The sequence below is a fragment of the Blastococcus litoris genome (assembly GCF_003075095.1).
Classification (GTDB): Bacteria; Actinomycetota; Actinomycetes; order Mycobacteriales; family Geodermatophilaceae; genus Blastococcus_B; species Blastococcus_B litoris.
The window spans coordinates 107,551-127,839 of record NZ_QCZF01000010.1 but is presented as its reverse complement, the minus strand read 5'-3'; the positions used below and the strand labels follow the sequence as shown (position 1 = coordinate 127,839).

Annotated in this window: 18 protein-coding genes; 12 read left to right on the top strand and 6 right to left on the bottom strand. The window is 72.7% G+C overall.

Features of this window, described 5'->3' with window-relative positions; all coding sequences use genetic code 11:
• Nucleotides 1-36 precede the first annotated feature (36 nt).
• Entirely contained in the window at nucleotides 37-933 is an 897-nt protein-coding gene (locus tag DCS98_RS19365; protein WP_116453026.1) for a glutamate ABC transporter substrate-binding protein, read from the bottom strand.
• Nucleotides 934-956: 23 nt separating this feature from the next.
• Complete coding sequence (locus DCS98_RS19360; protein WP_116453025.1) at nucleotides 957-1,712, bottom strand: amino acid ABC transporter ATP-binding protein; 756 nt, start codon at nucleotides 1,710-1,712, stop codon at nucleotides 957-959.
• 122 nt (nucleotides 1,713-1,834) lie between these two features.
• On the opposite strand from DCS98_RS19360, the gene miaB reads away from it, so the two are divergent.
• Nucleotides 1,835-3,313 carry a tRNA (N6-isopentenyl adenosine(37)-C2)-methylthiotransferase MiaB gene (miaB, locus tag DCS98_RS19355; RefSeq protein ID WP_116453024.1) on the top strand — a complete coding sequence of 493 codons (1,479 nt, stop codon included), beginning with the start codon at nucleotides 1,835-1,837 and terminating at the stop codon, nucleotides 3,311-3,313.
• Here the strand turns inward: miaB and DCS98_RS19350 are convergent.
• Nucleotides 3,310-4,857: a DUF349 domain-containing protein gene (locus DCS98_RS19350; protein WP_116453023.1), complete on the bottom strand. Its 1,548-nt coding sequence runs from the start codon at nucleotides 4,855-4,857 to the stop codon at nucleotides 3,310-3,312. The genes miaB and DCS98_RS19350 overlap by 4 nt on opposite strands.
• A gap of 41 nt (nucleotides 4,858-4,898) precedes the next feature.
• Here DCS98_RS19350 and DCS98_RS19345 point away from each other — a divergent pair, with 41 nt between their 5' ends.
• The 3 genes from DCS98_RS19345 to dapF are packed head-to-tail and all read left to right on the top strand — an operon-like array spanning nucleotide 4,899 to nucleotide 7,416.
• The gene (locus DCS98_RS19345) at nucleotides 4,899-5,624 is read left to right on the top strand and encodes a class III extradiol ring-cleavage dioxygenase family protein (RefSeq protein ID WP_116453022.1); all 726 of its coding nucleotides are present in this window, start codon (nucleotides 4,899-4,901) and stop codon (nucleotides 5,622-5,624) included.
• The gene (gene miaA, locus DCS98_RS19340; RefSeq protein WP_116453073.1) at nucleotides 5,621-6,541 is read left to right on the top strand and encodes a tRNA (adenosine(37)-N6)-dimethylallyltransferase MiaA; all 921 of its coding nucleotides are present in this window, start codon (nucleotides 5,621-5,623) and stop codon (nucleotides 6,539-6,541) included. The genes DCS98_RS19345 and miaA overlap by 4 nt, the downstream gene beginning before the upstream one ends.
• Entirely contained in the window at nucleotides 6,538-7,416 is an 879-nt protein-coding gene (gene dapF, locus DCS98_RS19335; RefSeq protein WP_241038421.1) for a diaminopimelate epimerase, read from the top strand. Before miaA ends, dapF begins: the two co-directional genes overlap by 4 nt.
• Before the next feature lie 6 nt (nucleotides 7,417-7,422).
• Here the strand turns inward: dapF and DCS98_RS19330 are convergent, their stop codons facing one another.
• Nucleotides 7,423-7,632 (bottom strand): hypothetical protein, encoded by a 210-nt coding sequence (locus tag DCS98_RS19330; protein ID WP_116453021.1) that lies wholly within the window; start codon nucleotides 7,630-7,632, stop codon nucleotides 7,423-7,425.
• A 153-nt stretch (nucleotides 7,633-7,785) separates the two neighbouring features.
• On the opposite strand from DCS98_RS19330, the gene hflX reads away from it, so the two are divergent.
• The 3 genes from hflX (at nucleotide 7,786) to DCS98_RS19315 (ending at nucleotide 11,054) form a co-directional block, all read left to right on the top strand.
• Nucleotides 7,786-9,252 (top strand): GTPase HflX, encoded by a 1,467-nt coding sequence (gene hflX, locus DCS98_RS19325; RefSeq protein ID WP_116453071.1) that lies wholly within the window; start codon nucleotides 7,786-7,788, stop codon nucleotides 9,250-9,252.
• Between the two features lie 61 nt (nucleotides 9,253-9,313).
• Nucleotides 9,314-10,033 carry a phosphatase PAP2 family protein gene (locus DCS98_RS19320; RefSeq protein WP_241038419.1) on the top strand — a complete coding sequence of 240 codons (720 nt, stop codon included), beginning with the start codon at nucleotides 9,314-9,316 and terminating at the stop codon, nucleotides 10,031-10,033.
• Between the two features lie 4 nt (nucleotides 10,034-10,037).
• Nucleotides 10,038-11,054 (top strand): hypothetical protein, encoded by a 1,017-nt coding sequence (locus tag DCS98_RS19315; protein ID WP_241038409.1) that lies wholly within the window; start codon nucleotides 10,038-10,040, stop codon nucleotides 11,052-11,054.
• A gap of 77 nt (nucleotides 11,055-11,131) precedes the next feature.
• Here DCS98_RS19315 and lexA read toward each other — a convergent pair whose 3' ends face one another.
• Entirely contained in the window at nucleotides 11,132-11,884 is a 753-nt protein-coding gene (gene lexA, locus DCS98_RS19310; protein WP_116453019.1) for a transcriptional repressor LexA, read from the bottom strand.
• A gap of 207 nt (nucleotides 11,885-12,091) precedes the next feature.
• On the opposite strand from lexA, the gene DCS98_RS19305 reads away from it, so the two are divergent.
• From DCS98_RS19305 to DCS98_RS23960, 5 genes are all read left to right on the top strand, one after another.
• On the top strand, nucleotides 12,092-12,652 hold the full coding sequence (locus DCS98_RS19305) for a LysM peptidoglycan-binding domain-containing protein (protein ID WP_164704665.1): 561 nt from the start codon (nucleotides 12,092-12,094) through the stop codon (nucleotides 12,650-12,652).
• A gap of 206 nt (nucleotides 12,653-12,858) precedes the next feature.
• On the top strand, nucleotides 12,859-13,731 hold the full coding sequence (locus tag DCS98_RS19300) for a hypothetical protein (protein ID WP_164704664.1): 873 nt from the start codon (nucleotides 12,859-12,861) through the stop codon (nucleotides 13,729-13,731).
• 438 nt (nucleotides 13,732-14,169) lie between these two features.
• Nucleotides 14,170-14,670, top strand: a complete 501-nt coding sequence (gene nrdR / locus DCS98_RS19295; protein WP_116453016.1) for a transcriptional regulator NrdR — start codon at nucleotides 14,170-14,172, stop codon at nucleotides 14,668-14,670.
• Nucleotides 14,671-14,792: 122 nt separating this feature from the next.
• Nucleotides 14,793-17,660 carry a vitamin B12-dependent ribonucleotide reductase gene (locus DCS98_RS19290; RefSeq protein ID WP_116453015.1) on the top strand — a complete coding sequence of 956 codons (2,868 nt, stop codon included), beginning with the start codon at nucleotides 14,793-14,795 and terminating at the stop codon, nucleotides 17,658-17,660.
• A 350-nt stretch (nucleotides 17,661-18,010) separates the two neighbouring features.
• Nucleotides 18,011-19,564 carry a methyl-accepting chemotaxis protein gene (locus DCS98_RS23960; protein ID WP_116453014.1) on the top strand — a complete coding sequence of 518 codons (1,554 nt, stop codon included), beginning with the start codon at nucleotides 18,011-18,013 and terminating at the stop codon, nucleotides 19,562-19,564.
• 136 nt (nucleotides 19,565-19,700) lie between these two features.
• Here DCS98_RS23960 and msrA read toward each other — a convergent pair whose 3' ends face one another.
• Nucleotides 19,701-20,216: a peptide-methionine (S)-S-oxide reductase MsrA gene (gene msrA / locus DCS98_RS19280; RefSeq protein ID WP_116453013.1), complete on the bottom strand. Its 516-nt coding sequence runs from the start codon at nucleotides 20,214-20,216 to the stop codon at nucleotides 19,701-19,703.
• Between the last annotated feature and the right edge of the window lie 73 nt (nucleotides 20,217-20,289).

Below are 20,289 nucleotides of genomic sequence, written 5' to 3'. Positions count from 1 at the left end.
GCAGGGGAGACCCCCGCCCCGCGTGCCGGTGGGACGTCAGTAGCGGTCGACCTGCGGCGGCTCGGGCGCCTCGGTGCCGCTGATGTCACCGGCCGTGCGGTCCCAGGCCTCGGCCCACGAACCGTCCTCGAAGGACTCCTCGAGCACGTCGTTGATGAAGTTGCGGAACTCCGTGTCACCCAGGGGCACGCCGATGCCGTAGGGCTCGGTGGTGAACGGGTTGCCGACCAGCTCGAAGGCGCCGTCGCTGCCGGCGACCAGCCCGGTGAGGATGACGTTGTCCGTGGTCACGGCGTCGACCTGGCCGTTGGCCAGGGCGTCGGCGCACTTGGAGTAGACGTCGAAGAGGGTCAGCGTGGCCTCCGGGTAGTTGTCCCGGATGTTCTGCGCGGGGGTCGAGCCCTCGACGGAGCAGACGTTCTTGCCGGCCAGGTCCTCCGGGCCCTCGATGTTCTCGGGGTTGCCCTCGGCCACCATGATGTCCTGCCCGGCCTCGTAGTACGGCCCGGCGAAGTCGATGAGCTGCTTGCGTGCGTCGTTGATCGTGTAGGTGGCGACGACCATGTCCACCTGACCGTTCTGCAGGAACGGCTCGCGGTTGGCCGACACCGTCTCGACCCACTCGATGTCCTCGGCCGCGATGCCGAGCTTCGCGGCGACCATCTTGGCGATCTCGACGTCGAAGCCCTCGGGCTCCTGGGTGTTCGGGTTGAGCAGGCCGAACCCGGGCTGGTCGAACTTGGTGCCGATGGTGATGGTCCCGGCCTCGTTGAGCTCGGCCATCGTCGTGCCGGCCTCGAACTCGACGTCGGTCTCCACCGCGGCGGTGTTGTCGGCCGACTCCTCGGCCTGGTTGCCGGCGTCGCTGCCGCCGCAGGCGGTGAGCAGCAGGCCTGCTGCCGCCAGCGAGGCGGCGTATCGGGTGATGCGCATGAGCGGTCCCTCCAGAGGACGGGTCAGTGGTTGAGGATCTTGGACAGGAAGTTCTTCGCCCGGTCCGACTGCGGGTTCGTGAAGAAGGTCTCGGGGTCGGCCGTCTCGACGATCTGGCCGCCGTCCATGAAGACGACGCGGTTGGCGGCCCGGCGGGCGAAACCCATCTCGTGCGTGACGACGACCATCGTCATGCCGTCGCGGGCGAGGCTGACCATGACGTCGAGGACCTCGCTGATCATCTCCGGGTCGAGCGCCGAGGTCGGCTCGTCGAAGAGCATGACCTTGGGGTCCATGGCCAGCGCCCGGGCGATCGCGACCCGCTGCTGCTGACCGCCCGACAGCTGGGCTGGGTACTTGTCGGCCTGCGCGCTGACCCCGACCCGGTCGAGCAGCTCGCGGGCGCGCTGCTCGGCCTCGGCCTTCGACTTGCCGCGGACCTTGATCGGCCCCAGCGTGACGTTCTGCAGGATCGTCTTGTGGGCGAAGAGGTTGAAGCTCTGGAACACCATGCCGACGTCGCTGCGCAGGCGCGCGAGCTGCTTGCCCTCCTCGGGCAGGCGCTCGCCGTCGATGGTGATCTCACCCTTCTCGATGGCTTCGAGGCGGTTGATCGTCCGGCACAGCGTGGACTTGCCCGACCCCGAGGGACCGATCACGACGACGACCTCGCCGCGGGCGATCTCCAGGTCGATGTCCTGCAGCACGTGCAGTTCGCCGAACCACTTGTTGACGCCGGACAGGCGGACGAGAGGCTCTCCGTTGGGACGGCTGGTCACCCTTAGGGACCCTAAAGGCCGCGGGACACGGTGAGTGATCGGGGCGATCACGAAGGGGTAACGAAGCGGCCGGGCACCGGTTCTCCGGTCCGCCGTCGGCCGCGCCGTACCCTCGCCCTGTCATGAGCAGCGCAGCCGAGGTCCCCGTGGCGCGCACCTACCGGGTGCGCACCTACGGGTGCCAGATGAACGTCCACGACTCCGAGCGCCTCTCCGGCCTCCTCGAGCAGGCCGGGTACACCGCCGCCCCCGAGGGTGCCGACGCCGACGTCGTCGTCCTCAACACCTGCGCGGTGCGCGAGAACGCGGACAACCGGCTGTACGGGAACCTCGGACACCTGCGGCCGGCCAAGGACGCCAACCCCGGTATGCAGATCGCCGTGGGCGGGTGCCTCGCGCAGAAGGACCGCGGCGAGATCGTGCGGCGCGCCCCGTGGGTCGACGTCGTCTTCGGCACCCACAACGTGGGATCCCTGCCGGCGCTGCTCGAGCGCGCCCGGCACAACGCCGAGGCGCAGGTCGAGATCGCCGAGGCGCTCGAGGTCTTCCCGTCGACGCTGCCGGCCAAGCGGGACTCGGCCCATTCGGGCTGGGTGTCGATCAGCGTCGGCTGCAACAACACCTGCACGTTCTGCATCGTCCCGGCGCTGCGCGGCAAGGAGAAGGACCGCCGGCCCGGCGAGATCCTCGCCGAGGTGCAGGCGCTGGTCGACCAGGGCGTGCTCGAGGTGACGCTGCTCGGCCAGAACGTGAACGCCTACGGCGTCGAGTTCCGCGACCGCGGCGCCTTCGCCGACCTGCTGCGGGCCGCCGGCCGCATCGACGGCCTGGAGCGGATCCGCTTCACCAGCCCGCACCCCCGCGAGTTCACCGACGACGTCATCGAGGCCATGGCGGAGACGCCGTCGGTCTGCCACCAGCTGCACATGCCGCTGCAGAGCGGGTCGGACGACGTGCTGCGCCGCATGCGCCGCGGCTACCGGCAGGAGCGCTACCTCGGGATCATCGACCGCGTCCGCGCCGCCATGCCCGACGCGGCGATCACCACCGACATCATCGTGGGCTTCCCCGGCGAGACCGAGGCGGACTTCGAGCAGACCTTGGAGGTCGTGCGGCAGGCCCGCTTCGCCAGCGCCTTCACCTTCCAGTACTCGAAGCGCCCGGGGACGCCGGCCGCCGAGATGGACGATCAGCTGCCCAAGGAGGTCGTGCAGGAGCGCTACCTGCGGCTGACCGCCCTGCAGGACGAGATCAGCTGGGCGGAGAACCGGGCGCAGATCGGCCGCCGCGTCGAGCTGCTGGTCGCCGCGGGGGAGGGCAGCAAGGACGCCGCCCGCGGCCGGCTCTCCGGACGGGCGCGCGACGGACGGCTCGTGCACTTCACGGCGGCTGACGGCGTCCGGGCGGGGGACGTCGTGCAGACCGTGGTGACCGACGCCGCCCCGCACCACCTGATCGCCGATGGCGTGCTGCTGTCGCACCGCCGGACGCGGGCCGGGGACGCGAGCGAGGCGGGCGCCCGGCCGACGACGCCCGGCGTCGCCCTCGGCATGCCGAGGATGGGCGTGCCCGCCCCCCTGGCGCCCGTCGCGAGCTGCTAGCGGCGGGCGCTCTTCTCCGCCTCGGCCAGCCACTCGCGGCGGGTCGCCAGGTTGGCCCGGGCCTCCGCGATCCGGCGTTCGTCGCCGGCGGCCTCGGCCTTGGCCATCTGCTCCTCGGCCTTGGTGACGGCGGCCCGCATCGAGGCGACCATCGGGTTCTCAGGAGCCGTGCGGATGCGGGTGGAGTCGGCCGCGCCGCGCACCTTCTGCTCCACCGCCTGCATGCGGTCCTCGAGCTGGCGCATCACCCCGCGCGGGACGTGGCCGATGGCGTCGTAGCGCTCCTGGATCTTGCGCAGCGCGTTCTGCGCGCCCTTGAGGTCGGTGGAGGGGTCGAGCTTCTCCGCCTGCGCGAGGAGCTCCTCCTTCTGCTGCTGGTTGGCCACCTCCTCGCTGTTGCGCTTCTTGTCCGACTCCGCCCGGGCGGCGAAGAAGACGTCCTGCGCCGCGCGGAACTCCTTCCACAGGTCGTCGTCGCCGTCGCGGCCGGTCCGGGGCACGGCCTTCCAGCGGTCCATCAGCGAGCGCATCGCCGCGCTGGTGGGACCCCACTCGGTGGAGGTGGCGAGCTTCTGCGCCTCCTTGATGAGCTCCTGCTTCGCGGCGCGGGCCTCCCCGCGCTGGGCGTCCAGCGACGCGAAGTGGGCGCCGCGGCGGCGACCGAAGGCGTCGCGGGCGGCCGCGAACCGGCTCCAGAGCGCGTCGTCGGTCTTGCGGTCGATCCCGCGGATCGTCTTCCACTCCTCGACGATGGCCTTCAGCCGGTCGCCGGCCGCCTTCCACGACGTCGACTCGGCGGCGATCTGCTCCGCCTCGGCGGCCAGGGCTTCCTTGCGGGCCACCTGCCCGGCGCGCGCGGCGGCCTTCTCCGCGCGGAACTCGGCGGCGGCGGAGTCGGCGGTCTCGACCATGGCGCGCGCCCGGGCGGCCAGGCCGTCGAGGTCGCCCACGGCTGCGGCGGTCGGGATCGTCTCGGCCAGACCCTGCGCCTTGCTCCGGATCTCGGTCGGGTTGCCGGTGTGCGCCTTCAGCCGGGCCTCGAGCAGCGCCACCTCGGTGGCGAGGTCGTCGTACCGGCGGCCGTAGTGGGCCAGCCCGGCAGCGGGCTCGCCGGCCTGCCACGACCCGACGGCGCGCTCGCCGTCGGCGGTGCGCACGTAGACGGTGCCCTCCTCGTCGACGCGACCCCACTGGGCCGGATCGCTAGCGGGAACGGCGGGCACCTCGACGGCCGGTTCCGTCGCGGCGGCAGGGGCGGGGGAGGACGGCGGCATGGGGCGCGGCACCGGACGGGGCGCCATGGGCCGCGGCCTGGGCGGCGCGGGGACGGGCGCGTCGGCGGTCGGATCGGCGACCGCAGCGTCGGCGGGGGCCGGCGCCTCGGGCGTCCCGGCCTCCGGGGTCACCGCCTGCGAGGTCGCCTCGGGGGCCTCGGCCTCGGCCGGGACCCCGCCTCCCACCGGCGCGGGGGTCGTCTCCGGGTTCTCCGCAATCGGCGGAGAGTCCTGCTGCGCCCCGTTCCCGGGGTTGTCCGTGCTCGACACGTCGGGCAGTGTCCCACGTCGCATCCGGGAGACTGACCTGTGTGAGTGCTGTTCCCGAAGGGCCGCCCCTCCCCGGTGCCCGTGCGTCGGCCGCGGTGGCCTTCTGCCCGGCCCCTCCGCTGCTCCACCCCGACGTCGAGGTGCGGCCGGACGACGCGACCGCCGCCCTCCGCGCGGCGTGCGCCGCCGCGGTCGGCGACCTCCTGGCGGTGGCCCCCGACGTCGTCGTCGTGGTCGGTCCGGGCGCGGAGCCCGGCATGCGCCTGGGACGGGGGGACGCCGGCAGCTTCCGGGGTTTCGGCGTGGACGTCGAGGTCCCGTTCGACGGGCGGGCCCGCCCGGGCGGACGGCGGGTCCCGGTGCCGCACACGCTCGGGGCGTGGCTGCTGGACCAGGCCGGCTTCGCGGGTGCCCGGGTCGGCGTCGCGCCGGAGGACCTGGTCCAGCTCGTCCGCGACCTGCCCGCGCCGGTGGGGATCCTCGCGATGGGCGACGGCTCGGCCCGGCGCAGCGTCAAGGCGCCCGGCTACCTGGACGAGGCGGCGGAACCGTTCGACGCGGCGGTCGCGCGGGCCCTGCGGACGGGCGACGCCGGGGCCCTGCGCGACCTCGACCCCGCCGAGGGGGAGCGTCTCGCGGCCGCGGGGGTGCCTGTCTGGCGAGCCGTCGGCGCCGCCCTGGCCGGCCGCTCGCTGGCCGCTCGGCTGCACTCCGACTGCGCGCCGTTCGGCGTCGGCTACCTCGTCGCCTCGTGGGTGGCCGCGTGAGCGCGCCGCCGGTCGTCGCCGTCGTCGGGCCCACCGCGACCGGCAAGACCGCGCTCGCCGTCGCGCTGGCCCACCGCCTCGGCGGCGAGGTGGTCAACGCCGACTCCATGCAGCTCTACCGCGGCATGGACATCGGCACCGCCAAGCCGGACCTGGCCGAACGGGACGGCGTGCCACACCACCTGCTCGACCTGTGGCACGTCCGCGACGCAGCCTCCGTCGCGGAGTACCGGGACCTGGCGCGGGCGGAGATCGACCGGCTGCGGGCGGCCGGCACCGTGCCCCTGCTCGTCGGTGGCTCGGGGCTCTACATCCGCGCGGTGGTGGACGAGCTGGACTTCCCCGGCACCGACGCGGCCGTCCGCGCCCGGCTCGAGGAGGAGCTGGCCTCGGTCGGCGCATCCGCCCTGCACGAGCGGCTGGCCGGCCTCGACCCGGCCGCCGCGGCGGCGGTGCTGCCCAGCAACGGACGGCGGATCGTCCGCGCGCTCGAGGTGATCGAGCTGACCGGCGGCCCCTTCCGCGCCCAGCTGCCGGAACCGCGGCCGCACTACCCGTCCGTCGTGGTGGGGCTGGACCGCGAAGCCGCCGAGCTCGACGAGCGCGTCGCCGCCCGGGTGGACCGGATGTGGGCGGCGGGTTTCGTGGACGAGGTGGCCGCGCTCGCCGACGACGGGCTGCGCGAGGGCCCGACGGCCTCCCGGGCCCTGGGGTACGCGCAGGTGCTGGCCCAGCTCGACGGCGAACTCACGCCGGACGAGGCGCGCGAGCGGACCGTCTCGACGACGCGCCGGTTCGTCCGCCGCCAGCGTTCCTGGTTCCGTCGTGACGCAACGGTCACCTGGTTCGAGGCCGCCCGCCCCGACCTGGTCGACGCCGTCTCCGAGGTGATCACCGCCCGTACGATCGATCCGTGACTGCGCTGACCGCTCCCCGGGTGCTCGTCGGGCACGGGACGGAGAACGACTTCGTCGTCCTGCCCGATCCGGACGGCAGCGTCTGGCCCGAGGCCCGGCTGGACGGCGCGCTGGTGCGCCGGCTCTGCGACCGGCGGGCCGGCCTCGGTGGCGACGGCGTGCTCCGCGTCGTGCGCAGCGTGCACGTGCCCGACGCGCCGGCCGTGCTGGGCGAGGCGCTGGCGGCGTGCGAGTGGTTCATGGACCACCGCAACGCCGACGGGTCCACGGCGGAGATGTGCGGCAACGGCATCCGGCTGTTCCTGCACGTGCTGGTCAGCGAGGGGCTGCTCGACCGGGCCACGTGCGAGGCCGGCGTCCTGGTGGGCACTCGCGGCGGACCGCGGCGGGTCGGTGCGACCCCTGCGGGCGGTTACTGGGTGGACATGGGCCCGGCCCGCGAGTTCGGTGCCGGCGAGGCCGAGGTGGCCGGCCGGTCCTTCGCCGGTCTCGCCGTCTCGATGGGCAATCCGCACCTGGCCTGCCTGACCGACGCGGACATCGAGGAGCTCGACCTGACGGGGACGCCGCGGTTCGACACCGCGCTCTTCCCCGACGGGGTCAACGTGGAGCTGGTGAACGTCCTCGAGCCGGCGGCCCACGTGCGGCTGCGCGTCGTCGAGCGCGGGGTGGGCGAGACCCGCTCGTGCGGGACCGGCGCCTGCGCCGCCGGCTACGCGGCGCTCGCGGCGGAGGGGCGGACGGAGGGGACGGTGGTCGTCGACGTCCCCGGGGGCCGCCTGTCGGTGCAGGTGACCCCCGGGACAACGGTGCTCACCGGCCCCGCGGTGCTGGTGGCGGCCGGCGAGCTGTGCCCGGAGTGGCTGGCCGGCTGAGCCGGCTCAGACGCGGTCGTCGTCCTCGGTCGGCGACTCGGGCATCATCGACTGCCCCTCGGTAGCGGGGGAGCTCTCCGCCTCGCCGCGGCCGCTGTCCTGGTCCGGCCCGCCCCCGAGCGGGTTCCGGGACGGACCGCCGATGCCCTTCGGGTCCCGGCCCGGGTCGTCGATCTCGCTGTTCGCGCCCAGGCTGCTGGATCCGGACTCGCTCATCGCTGTCCTCCTCGTCGGTGTCGTCTCCGCCCGCCTCCTACCCCCGGCGACGCGGGATGTAGTCGGCACCGTCCGGTGTTGTACGGAGCGATGCGAACAGAGATGCAGACAACTCACGTGCTCCCGGCGACGGGGCATGCCACGCTGGAGACGATGACGACCGCCCCCGACGTCCCCTTCGACGACCAGACCCGCCCCGAGCCGCGCCCTGTCGCGGCCGCGACCGAGCAGTGGGACGAGCCCGACGACACCACCGGCTCCTACGCCCTGGAGGCCCGCGGCGCGCTGCGCCGGGTGGCCGGGCTGTCCACCGAGCTCGCCGACGTCACCGAGGTCGAGTACCGCCGGCTGCGCCTCGAGCGCGTCGTGCTGGTCGGGGTGTGGACCGAGGGCACCCAGGTCGACGCCGACCGGTCGCTGGCCGAGCTCGCCGCCCTGGCCGAGACCGCCGGATCGCAGGTCCTCGAGGCGGTCAGCCAGCGGCGCGACAAGCCCGACGCCGCCACCTACGTGGGCTCGGGCAAGGCGGGCGAGATCCGCGACATCGTCGCCGCGACCGGCGCCGACACCGTCATCTGCGACGGCGAGCTCACCCCGGGCCAGCTCAACCAGCTGGAGAAGATCCTCAAGGTCAAGGTCGTGGACCGGACCGCGCTGATCCTCGACATCTTCGCCCAGCACGCGAGCAGCCGGGAGGGCAAGGCCCAGGTCGAGCTCGCCCAGATGCAGTACATGCTGCCGCGGCTGCGTGGTTGGGGTGAGTCGCTGTCCCGGCAGGCAGGTGGTCGCGTCGCCGGTGGTGGCGGCATCGGTACCCGCGGTCCCGGTGAGACCAAGATCGAGACGGACCGCCGGCGCATCCGTGCCCGGGTGAGCAAGCTGCGCCGCGAGATCGCGGGGATGGCCACGGCGCGGGCGACCCAGCGGTCGAACCGCGACCGGAACGCCACTCCCAGCGTCGCGATCGCCGGCTACACCAACGCCGGCAAGTCCAGCCTGCTCAACGCCCTGACCGGCGCGGGCGTGCTGGTGGAGAACGCGCTGTTCGCCACGCTGGACCCGACCGTCCGACGCGCGGAGACGCCCGAGGGGCGCGAGTACACGCTCACGGACACCGTCGGCTTCGTCCGGCACCTGCCTCACCAGCTCGTGGATGCCTTCCGGTCGACGCTGGAGGAGGTCGCCGCCGCCGATCTGCTCCTGCACGTCGTCGACGGCTCCGACCCGGACCCGATCGGCCAGATCAACGCCGTGCACGTCGTGCTCCAGGACATCGACGCCTCGTCGGTGCCGGAGGTGGTCGTCGTGAACAAGGTCGACGCGATGGACGAGGAAGCCATCCTCACGCTGCGCCGTGCCCTGCCCGGTGCGGTCTGGGTCTCGGCCCGCACCGGCACCGGGATCGAGCAGCTCCGGGAGCTCGTCGCCGCCCGCCTGCCGCACCCCGACATCGACGTCGACGTGCTGGTGCCCTACGACCGGGGCGACCTGGTCGCACGGGTGCACCGCGACGGCGAGGTGCTCAGCGAGCGGCACGAGGACGGTGGCACCCGGCTGACCGCGCGGGTCGACGGCGGACTCGCGGCGGCGCTCGAGCAGTTCGGCGTCCCCGTCGCCTGACTTCCCTGGGCGTCGACCTCGGCGGGATCACGGTCCGGTCACGGGCCGGTACGGTGGCGGGGTGACCAGCGGCGCGGTGCGGGACGCCGGCGCGGCCGAGCGGACCCGCGTCGTGTCGATCGGGCGCCCGCCGTGGTGGCTGATGCTCGTCGCGCTCCTGGTCGGGGCGCTGATCACGGCCGATCTGCTCACCGGCGGCGTCCTGGAGCGGCTCGACCTGCGCATCTCCCACGCCGTCCGCGGCTGGGGGCTGCGCGACTCGGCCGGGTACCCGTTCGTCTGGGCGGTGACCCAGCTCGGCGGGCGGGGCACCATCCTCGGCGTGCTGGCGGTCCTGGTCGGCTACCTCGGCTGGCGCTACCGCACGTGGCTGCCCCTGCTCCGGGTGCTGCTGGCCCTCGGGACGCTGACCCTCGGCGTCTACGCGGTCAAGCACGGAACCGGGCGCACCGCTCCCGGCCACCCGGACGAGGTGTTCTTCCACCTCGACGGCGCCTCGTTCCCGTCCGGGCACGTGGCGAACGCGGTCATCATGTGGGGCGTCGCACGCTGGCTGGCCGTGGAGTACGACCTGCCCGCCCGCGTGCAGCGCGCCTTCTGGTGGCTCAGCATCGTCGGGCCCGTCGCGACCGGCGTCGCGATGGTGTCGCTGGACTTCCACTGGATCACCGACGCGGTCGTCGGAGGGGCCGTGGGGATCGTGCTGTTGGGCGTGGTTCACCGACTCGATGCAATCGTTCTGTCACGCTGGGTACGTGCCCGAGGCCGGCAGACCGCGTAGCGGCGTGCGGGGACGGCTGCTGGCGGCCGGGGGTCTCCTCGGCGCCGGCCTCGTCCTCGGCTCCGCCGTGCCCGCGCACGGCGAGGATGCCGTCGCGCCGACCACGCTCTGCCAGGTCACCGACCCGCGGCTGGCCGAGCTGTCGGGACTCGTGGCGGTCACCGACGGCGTTCTCGCGATGAACGACGGCGGCGAAGAGCTGGCGGTCCACCTGCTCGACGCCGGCTGCCAGGTGGTCGACTCCCAGTCGGCCCCCGTGGACCCCTACGACCCCGAGGACATGGCGGTCGGCGCGGACGGCACCGTCTGGCTGGCCGACACGGGGGACAACAACGCCACCCGGACGACCGTGGCGCTGCTCGCCCTCCGGCCCGACGGCACGACCGGCGTGTACCGGCTCACCTATCCCGACGGGCCGCACGACGCCGAGGCGCTCCTGCTGGCCCCGGACGGCACGCCGTACGTGGTGACCAAGGAGGTGCTGGGCGCCAGCGGCGTCTACAGCCCGGCGGCCCCGCTGGTCGACGGTGGGACCGTCGCCCTGGCGAAGGTGGCCGGCGTCAACATGACGCTGACCGGGACGGCCGGGGGCCCGGTGGGCCGGGCGGGGCAGCTGCTCGTCACGGGCGGCGCGGTGTCCGCCGACGGCCGCTTCGTCGCGCTGCGGACCTACACCGACGCGTACGTGTGGGCACTGACCGGCAACGACGTCGTGGGCGCGCTCGGCGGGCAGCCGGTGACCGTGCCGCTGCCCGACTCCCCGCAGGGCGAGGCGATCAGCTTCTCGCTGGACGGCACGAGCCTGCTGGTCGGCAGCGAGGGCACGCCGAGCGACCTGACCCAGATCCCGCTCGCTGGGGCGAACCTGCCGGCCGCGGCGCCGCCCGCACCCGAGGGGGCGGTGCCCAGCTTCACCGACCTGACCAGCTCGGGCCTGTCGCCGTGGACCTCCGCGCTGCTCGCGGCGAGCGTGGCCACCGTGGTCGTGTGGATCAGCGGGAAGCTGCGCCGCAAACCCTGAGACCACGCACGGCCCCGGACGACGAACGGCGGGCCCCACCCGGACGCGGTGGGGCCCGCCGTTCACGCGTTCCGAGGTCAGACCCGGCGCAGCACGCTGACCACGCGGCCGAGGACCGTGGCGTCGTCACCGGGGATCGGCTCGTAGGCCGGGTTGTGGGGGAGCAGCCAGACGTGCCCGTCGCGCCGCTTGTAGGTCTTCACGGTGGCCTCGCCGTCGATCATCGCCGCGACGATCTCGCCGTTCTCGGCGGTGGGCTGCTGCCGGACGACGACCCAGTCGCCGTCGCAGATCGCGGCCTCCACCATCGAGTCACCCACGACCTTGAGCATGAAGAGCGTGCCCTCGCCGACCAGTTCGCGGGGGAGCGGGAACACGTCCTCCACTGCCTGCTCGGCGAGCACCGGACCGCCGGCCGCGATGCGGCCGACCAGGGGCACGTACATGGGTGCAGGCACCTGCGTGTCCTCGCCCAGCCCGACCTCGGCGGGTGCGGGGACCGTGTGCGGCGAGTCGCCCGGCAGTCGCACGTCGAGCGCCCGGGGGCGGTTCGGGTCGCGTCGCAGCCAGCCCTTCTTCTGCAGCACCGACAGCTGGTGGGCGACCGACGAGGCGGAGGACAGGCCGACGGCCTCCCCGATCTCGCGGACCGACGGGGGGTAGCCGCGGCGCTCGATCGAGTCGCGGATGACCTCGAGGACCCGGCGCTGGCGCTGCGTCAGCCCGTCCCCGTCGGCCCCCCGGTCGGGGAACGACCTGACCGCAGCCGTCTGCACGCCCGCGTCCCCGGACGCCTTGCGGCCGCCTGAGCTCCCGCTCTTCTCCGCCACGTCGCCTCCTCGTCCGCCGCTCGCGCAGCGCCTGTGTCCGTGGCACGGACGGTAGCGCGTCGGACCGCCCGGATCAAACACATGTTCGAAATGCGTGCCGCGTCGTGTGGCTTTCGTCGGACCCGTCCGGTAGACATCGAACAGTCGTTCGAATCGAACAGGCGTTCGACGAGCAGGTGCCAGCCACGCAACGAAGGAGAACCGGTCATGGGGAGCGTTCAGCAGGCCGTGCTGGAGTTCGACGAGGAGGTCCGGGCGCCGTGGCGGCCGCGGCTCGTCGTCGTGGCCGCCGACGGCGAGGCGGTCCGGTCGCCGCTGTCCCACCCGTCGCGGCGCAGTCCCTCCCGGGTCGGCGTCTGCCGACCGCCCGGCCAGCCCACGGCGGCGCCCTCCCGGCGTCCGGCGTCGCCGCGCCCCGTCGACCGGGCCGCGCCGGCCGCTGCGGCTCCCCGGCCGCCGGCGCTCGCAGAGGCCCAGCGGCCCCGGTTGCGGCTGACCCGGCGAGCCCGACGCCTTGCCGTGGTCATGGCACTGGCCTGCGGCGTCGCCCTGGGGTCGTGGCTCGGTCCGCTCGTCGCAGGGGGCGAGGGCGGCCTGCGGCTGGCGGGGGAGAGCAGCATCGTGGTGCGGCCCGGCGACACGCTGTGGTCGATCGCTTCGGCGGTCGAGGGCGAGGGCGACGTGCGCGCGCTGATCGACGAGATCCAGGCGCTCAACGGGCTGCAGGGGTCGGTGCTTGTGCCCGGGCAGACGCTGGTCCTGCCGTGATCACCGGCGCGCCGCGTCCGCAGCGCGTCGTACTCGTCCAGGGCGCTGACCTGGGCCCGGACGGCGACGGTGCGGTGACGATGCCCGTAGCGGCTGACTGCGACCTCGCCACGGCAATAGGTCCACAACGTCGGAGCGCGACTTCGTCAACCCTCAGTGCGGGCGTCTTCACACTCTGTGGTCGCTCCACCGCTTACGGTCGTCGGGTGTCAGGCGCCATGGAGAACCGAGCAGCTGTGTTCACCAGTCAACCGCAGGCCGTCGAGGTCTACCAGGCAGGAACCTGGTGGGCGGGCGAGCTGCTCGGCTGGCGGCACGACGCCACCGGTTCGTGCCAGGTGTGGGTCCGGGTCGTCCTCGGCGGTGTCGAGGAGACGGCCTGGACGGACCTGGCATCCCTCCGTCTTCCCGAGCGGCACCTGTCGGTGGCCGCCGAGCCGGCCGGTCGCCGGGCGTACGGGCCCGGCACGCAGGAGATGTCCGTCGCCCGTCACCCCTCGGGGCGTCGCGTGCGGTCGGTCGACGCGGACGGTGCGGCCACGAGCGGTATTCCCGCGGTCCGGGACCTGTCCGTGGTGCCCGATGCGCCGGCGGCCGGTGGCCGCCGCACCGCCGACGAGACGGCGCAGTTCGCCTCCGTGGGGCGCCGTCGCGCCCCCGAGACCGCCGAGGCTCCCGCCGTGGGCGGGCGCCGGGCCGCGGCCGAGACCGCTCAGTTCGCCTCGGTCGGCCGCCGCCGCGCGCCGGAGGACGCTCCGGCCCGTCCGCTCCCGGCCGCATCTGCCGGCCGTCATCGCGCGCCCGGTGACCTCGGTCGGCACCGGACCGCCGACACCGGCCTGCTGCCTGCGGTGTCCCAGCCGGGCTCGTCCACGGCGCGGGTCTCCAACGGCCCTGTGGCCGGCGCCCCGGCCGTTCCGCGGCCTGCCGCGCGACCGGAGGAGCCGTCGCGCACCGGCGCGTCCTGGACCGCGCCCGAGGGGCTCGAGCCCGAGCTGCTGACGCGTCCGATGCGGCTGAGCGACCACGTGCCGCACGCCCGTCGTCCGCGCGTCGACGGGTCCGTCGGCGGCGTCTGACGCACCTCGCCGGACCGAACTCCCGATCGTCCTCCGCGGGGCGATCCCGGGGGCGTGAGTCCGTGTCCGATGCCGCCCGGTGGCGGTGACCCCGGTGTGCGCCGAGCGGGCGTCGCCGGTCCGCGGATGCGCCCGCACCGGCTCACCGTTGTGCCGGCGGGGACCTGTCCGGCGCGTCGCGGCGGCGTGTCGTGTGACTCGTGGGGAGCGATGTCCTCCCTGGTGACGGCAGTGTCAGGGCGGAACACGCCGAGCGAACGAGCGCTTGCACATCTTGTGTGACCCGGCCTAGGGTTCCCCTACATCTAGTAGTTACAGAGTTGTAAGCCTGTCCACAGGCTGGTCCTCAGGTTCTCCCCGGGACATCCACGGGATGTCCCCAGGAGGGTCCACAGGAGCGGTCCGGACGGGCCGGAACTCGGGAGGAGGCGAACCGCGATGCGCTGCCCGTTCTGCCACAACGCCGACAGCCGGGTCATCGACTCGCGGGAGGCCGACGAAGGGGCGACCACGCGTCGTCGCCGGTCCTGCCCCAAGTGCGGTCGCCGGTTCACCACGGTCGAGGAGGCCGTGCTCGCCGTCGTCAAGCGCAGCGGCGTCAGCGAGCCGTTCAACCGCTCGAAGGTCGTCGCCGGCGTCCGCCGTGCCTGCCAGGGCCGGCCAGTGGACGAGGACCAGCTCCAGTTGCTGGCCCAGCAGGTCGAGGACGCCATCCGCGCCACCGGCGCCGCGGAGGTCCCCAGCAACGAGGTCGGGCTGGCCATCCTCCGGCCCCTCCGGGAGCTCGACGAGGTCGCCTACCTGCGCTTCGCGAGCGTCTACCGCTCCTTCACCTCGGTCGCCGACTTCGAGAAGGAGATCGCCGAGCTCAGGGCCCGGCAGTCCTCGTCGGCCGAGTCGTCCGGATCCGCGTCCCCGGGTGCCCTCACCGGCGCCTGAGAACTGTCAGCACCACCCGATAGACAGCAGTTCGAGCACCTCGATCGCGGCTCTTCCCCAGCCCTCCGATCCGCCCCAGCAAGCTCCGCTCAGCACGCCACCACCAGGGAGAGCTCCACACCATGACCGAGACCGACGACCGCTTGGCCGGCACCCGCGCACGGCGCAGCGCCAAGGCGCCGAGCCGCAAGGGCCTGAAGATCAAGCGCGTCTTCACCACTGCCGGTGTGCACCCGTACGACGAGGTGACCTGGGAGCGCCGCGACGTCGTCATGACCAACTGGCGTGACGGCTCGATCAACTTCGAGCAGCGCGGCGTGGAGTTCCCCGCCGAGTGGAGCATCAACGCGACGAACATCGTCACCACGAAGTACTTCCGTGGCGCGGTGGGGAGCCCCCAGCGCGAGAGCAGCCTCCGCCAGCTCATCGACCGCGTGGTGCTCACCTACGGTGCGGCCGGCCGCGAGCACAGCTACTTCGCCACCGAGGGCGACGCCGAGATCTTCGAGCACGAGCTGACCTGGATGCTCATGCACCAGTACTTCAGCTTCAACTCCCCGGTGTGGTTCAACGTCGGCACCAGCGCGCCGCAGCAGGTCAGCGCGTGCTTCATCCTCGCCGTCGACGACGAGATGGACTCGATCCTGAACTGGTACCGCGAGGAGGGCCTGATCTTCAAGGGCGGCTCCGGTGCCGGCCTCAACCTCTCCCGCATCCGCTCGTCCAAGGAGCTGCTCTCCTCGGGCGGCACCGCGTCGGGCCCGGTCAGCTTCATGCGCGGCGCCGACGCCTCCGCCGGGACCATCAAGTCCGGTGGCGCGACCCGCCGCGCGGCGAAGATGGTCGTCCTCGACATCGACCACCCCGACATCGAGGAGTTCATCGAGACCAAGGCGCGCGAGGAGGACAAGATCCGCGCGCTGCGCGACGCCGGCTACGACATGGACCTCGGCGGCAAGGACATCACCAGCGTCCAGTACCAGAACGCCAACAACTCCGTCCGCGTCTCCGACGAGTTCATGCGCGCGGTGGAGGAGGGCGACGAGTTCGGTCTGCGTGCCCGCCTCGACCACTCGGTCATCGAGACCGTCGACGCCAAGACCCTGTTCCGCAAGGTCACCCAGGCCGCCTGGGAGTGCGCCGACCCGGGCATCCAGTACGACGACACGATCAACGACTGGCACACCAACCCCGAGACCGGTCGCATCAACGCGTCCAACCCGTGCTCGGAGTACATGAGCCTGGACAACAGCTCGTGCAACCTGGCGTCGCTGAACCTCATGAAGTTCCTCAAGGCGGACGGCACGTTCGACTCGAAGAACTTCGTGAAGGCCGTGGAGCTGGTCATCACGGCGATGGACATCTCCATCTGCTTCGCCGACTTCCCGACCGCGCCCATCGGTGAGACGACCCGCGCGTACCGCCAGCTGGGCATCGGCTACGCCAACCTCGGCGCGCTGCTCATGGCGACCGGCCACGCCTACGACTCGCGCGGCGGCCAGACCCTCGCGGCGGCCATCACCTCGCTGATGACCGGCACCGCCTACCGCCGCTCGGCCGAGCTGGCCGGCATCGTCGGCGCCTACGACGGGTTCGCCCGCAACGCCGACGCCCACGCACGGGTCATGCGCAAGCACTCCGCGGCCAACGACGCCATCCGCCCGGTCGGCGCCGACGACGCCGACGTGCTCAAGGCCGCCACGCAGCAGTGGCAGGAGTGCCTCGAGATCGGTGCCGACAACGGCTGGCGCAACGCGCAGGCCTCGGTCCTGGCCCCCACCGGGACCATCGGCTTCATGATGGACTGCGACACGACCGGCATCGAGCCGGACTTCTCGCTGGTCAAGTTCAAGAAGCTGGTCGGCGGCGGCTCCATGCAGATCGTCAACCAGACGGTGCCGCGGGCGCTCAAGAGCCTGGGCTACCAGGAGGAGCAGATCGAGGCGATCGTCGAGTACATCGCCGAGCACGGCCACGTCGTCAACGCCCCGAGCCTGCGCCCGGAGCACTACGAGGTGTTCGACTGCGCGATGGGCGAGCGGGCCATCTCCCCGATGGGCCACGTCCGGATGATGGCCGCGGTGCAGCCGTTCATCTCCGGCGCCATCTCCAAGACGGTCAACATGCCGGAGACGGCGACCGTCGACGAGGTCGAGAACATCTACTTCCAGGGCTGGAAGATGGGCCTCAAGGCGCTGGCCATCTACCGCGACAACTGCAAGGTCGGCCAGCCGCTGTCCGACGCCAAGGCCAAGAAGGTCGAGGCAAAGGTCGAAGAGGTCGCCCCGTCCGCGCTCTCGCACCCGGTGCGCAAGCGCCTGCCCAAGAAGCGGACGAGCGTCACGACGTCCTTCAGCGTCGCCGGCGCCGAGGGCTACATGACCGCCGGCATGTACGAGGACGGCAGCCTCGGCGAGGTCTTCCTCAAGCTCGGAAAGCAGGGCTCGACCCTCGCCGGCGTGATGGACGCCTTCTCCATCTCGCTGTCGATCGCGCTGCAGCACGGTGTGCCGCTGGAGACCTACATCCAGAAGTTCACCAACATGCGGTTCGAGCCGGCCGGCATGACCGACGACCCGGACATCCGGATCGCCCAGTCGGTGATGGACTACATCTTCCGCCGTCTGGCGCTCGACCACCTGCCGGTCGAGACGCGCGCCACCCTCGGCATCTTCAGCGCCGAGGAGCGGGCCGCCCAGGTCTCCGGCTACGGCACCTCCGCCTCGACCGCCACGGTCACCGAAGAGGAGGAGGTCGACCTGGAGCAGCTGCGCAGCTCCGCGCCGATCGAGACCGCCCCTGCCCAGGAGAAGGTCACCCCGGAGGGCCCGAAGACGGTCAAGGAGGCGCACTCCTCGGCCGAGCTCCTGGAGCTGGTGACCGGCACCGCCACCGACGCGCCGCTGTGCATGACCTGCGGCACGAAGATGCGCCCGGCCGGCAGCTGCTACGTGTGCGAGGGCTGCGGCTCCACCAGCGGCTGCAGCTGAGAACGTGGCGGTCCGCCGATAGGTGACGGACCTCCCGAGAGCGGGCGGCGGGGTCGCGCGTGCGTGCGGCGCACGACTCCCGCGGCCAGGTACCGAGGGACGGGGCGTGGGACCAGCGGGTCCCACGCCCCGTGTCCGTTGCTGCGTTCCTGCATGCGGCACTGCGGCCGCGGGCGTTCCGGTGCCGCTCATCGGAGCGGGCCCTCCGGTAGGTAACGGCGGCGCTCTTCGGCTGAACAACCTGCAGCTCACGCCGATGACAAACCTCGACGAGAGAACAGTCGTGGGCCATCCGGTGGTGTGAGTTCCTGACCGTGTGCGTCCCGGCGTGAGCCACAGCAGGAGAATCGATGCGCCGTCGTCCCCAGGTCACCGCTGCACCGTCGGCGGCTCCGATGCCGCGGGACGTGGAGGCGGTCGAGAAGGTCATCGCTGCCCTCGATGGCGTCAAGAGTCGCACCGCCGCTTTCCGCACCGTGGGCGAGACGCTGGTCGAGGCTCTCGGGCTCGGCTACGGCGCGGTGTGGGTCGCCGACGAGAGCGGGTTCTTCCAGCTCGTCGGTGAGTCCGGCCAGCTGGCCGCCGCCATCGCCAACACCCCCGGAGGTCGGATCGAGGGACTGCGGGCCGGTGACGGCTTCGGCGGCGAGGCGATCAGGACGCGCCGGGTGGTGCTGACCGACGCCACCAGCAACCCTGCGGAGTGCCTCCGGTGGCAGGCGGCGCGAGCGGCCGGTGCGACCCACGGGGTCCTGGTCCCCGTCATCGAGGACGGCCAGGTCGTGGCGTTGAAGGAGTACTACAACGCCGGGCCGATGACCTTCGTCGGTGCCCGTCGGGAGAAGTGGGAAGCGCTGGACCGGCTGGTGGCCCACGCCCGGCGAGCTGCCCTGGACCGGACCGCGCTGCGGGAGACCCTCGACGACCGGGCCGCGGTCACGACGGTGGTCACCGAGATCGGCACGGCGGCGAACGCCGAGGCGGCCCTGCGGATCGCGCTGGACACGGTACGCACGGCCTTCGGCTGGGCGTACGGCTCGTACTGGGCTCTGGACGCGGATGCGCAACTCCTGCGCTTCCAGCAGGAATCCGGGTCCGCCGGCGAGGAGTTCCGCAAGGTCACCCTGGCCGCCAGCTTCGCCGAAGGTGTCGGGCTGTCCGGTCGCGCGTGGCGAGCCCGGGATCTCTACTTCGTCCGCGACCTGGCGGAGGTGACCGACTGCGTGCGCGCCCCCGCCGCCCAGCGCGCCGGTGTCCGCTCGGGAGTGTGCTTCCCGCTCATCGTCGGCGGCCGGGTCGTCGGCACGATGGACTTCTTCGTCACCGAGACGATCGAGCTGTCCGAGTCCCGTGCCGCTGCCCTGCGCAACGTCCAGCAGCTGGTGTCCCAGCGACTCGACGTGCTGCGCCGCACGGAGGCCTCGGCCGACAGCGCGCGTGACCTGCTCGACACCGTGGCCCGACTGCGCGAAGCCGCCGGGGACGCCGGACGGGTCGCCGAACAGGCGGTGACGCAGGCATCGACCATGAGTGGCGAGGTCGATGCGCTCTCGCAGGCGTCGAACGCGATCGGCGAGGTGATCCGGATCATCTCCGGCATCGCCGAGCAGACCAACCTCCTGGCACTGAACGCCACCATCGAGGCAGCCCGCGCCGGTGAGGCGGGGAAGGGCTTCGCCGTCGTCGCCAGCGAGGTCAAGGACCTGGCCCGGGAAACAGCCAAGGCCACCCAGCGGGTTGCCGACCAGATCGCGGCCATCCAGGCCACCAGCCAGACCGTCACCACCGGCATCGAGGCGACGAGCGAGATCATCGGACGACTCGACGTCGTCCAGGCACGCATCGGTGAGGTCCTCGAGGAGCAGGCGGGCATGGCAGCGGCCTTCGGTTCGATGGCCTCCTGAGCAGCAGGGCCGGCCCGCCGGGGCCTTCTCCGCCAGGTCGGCCCCGACCGTCGAGAGGCCCCGCCGCCTGCGCGAGCAGGGGGCGGGGCCTCCGTCCGTGGGGCGGCACCGCGAGATGCCGCCCCACGACGCCCGTCTACTGGGCGGTCTGCGCCTCGCGGCGGGGGAGCACCCAGTCCGGCCGCACGTAGTGGCACGTGTAGCCGTAGGGGTACTTCACCAGGTAGTCCTGGTGCTCCTCCTCGGCCTCCCAGAACGGGCCGGCCGCCGTCACCTCGGTGACGACCTTGCCCGGCCACAGACCGGAGGCGTCGACGTCGGCGATCGTGTCGAGCGCGACCGCCTTCTGCTCGTCGCTGGTGTAGAAGATCGCCGAGCGGTAGCTGCGGCCCACGTCGTTGCCCTGACGGTCCTTCGTCGAGGGGTCGTGGATCTGGAAGAAGAACTCCAGCAGCTCACGGAACGAGATCACGCTCGGGTCGAAGACGATCTCGACCGCCTCCGCGTGATCACCGTGGTTCCGGTAGGTCGCGTTGGGGGTGTCGCCACCCGAGTAGCCGACCCGGGTCGAGAGCACGCCGGGACGCTTGCGCAGCAGGTCCTGGGCGCCCCAGAAACAGCCGCCCGCGAGGATCGCCGTCTCAGTGGTCATGGGTGTGTGCCTCCTTCTGGTCGAGCACGCCTGGCACAACGCCGGCACCGCCCGCGGTGTTTCCTACCGCGCG

Bases quoted from the DNA above. Each gene is read 5' to 3' on its own strand.
- hflX (WP_116453071.1), top strand. From the start codon at position 7,786: ATGACGACCGCCCCCGACGTCCCCTTCGACGACCAGACCCGCCCCGAG.
- DCS98_RS19305 (WP_164704665.1), top strand. From the start codon at position 12,092: ATGGGGAGCGTTCAGCAGGCCGTGCTGGAGTTCGACGAGGAGGTCCGG.
- DCS98_RS19365 (WP_116453026.1), bottom strand. From the start codon at position 933: ATGCGCATCACCCGATACGCCGCCTCGCTGGCGGCAGCAGGCCTGCTG.
- miaB (WP_116453024.1), top strand. From the start codon at position 1,835: ATGAGCAGCGCAGCCGAGGTCCCCGTGGCGCGCACCTACCGGGTGCGC.
- DCS98_RS23960 (WP_116453014.1), top strand. From the start codon at position 18,011: ATGCGCCGTCGTCCCCAGGTCACCGCTGCACCGTCGGCGGCTCCGATG.
- nrdR (WP_116453016.1), top strand. From the start codon at position 14,170: ATGCGCTGCCCGTTCTGCCACAACGCCGACAGCCGGGTCATCGACTCG.
- DCS98_RS19290 (WP_116453015.1), top strand. From the start codon at position 14,793: ATGACCGAGACCGACGACCGCTTGGCCGGCACCCGCGCACGGCGCAGC.
- DCS98_RS19330 (WP_116453021.1), bottom strand. From the start codon at position 7,632: ATGAGCGAGTCCGGATCCAGCAGCCTGGGCGCGAACAGCGAGATCGAC.
- msrA (WP_116453013.1), bottom strand. From the start codon at position 20,216: ATGACCACTGAGACGGCGATCCTCGCGGGCGGCTGTTTCTGGGGCGCC.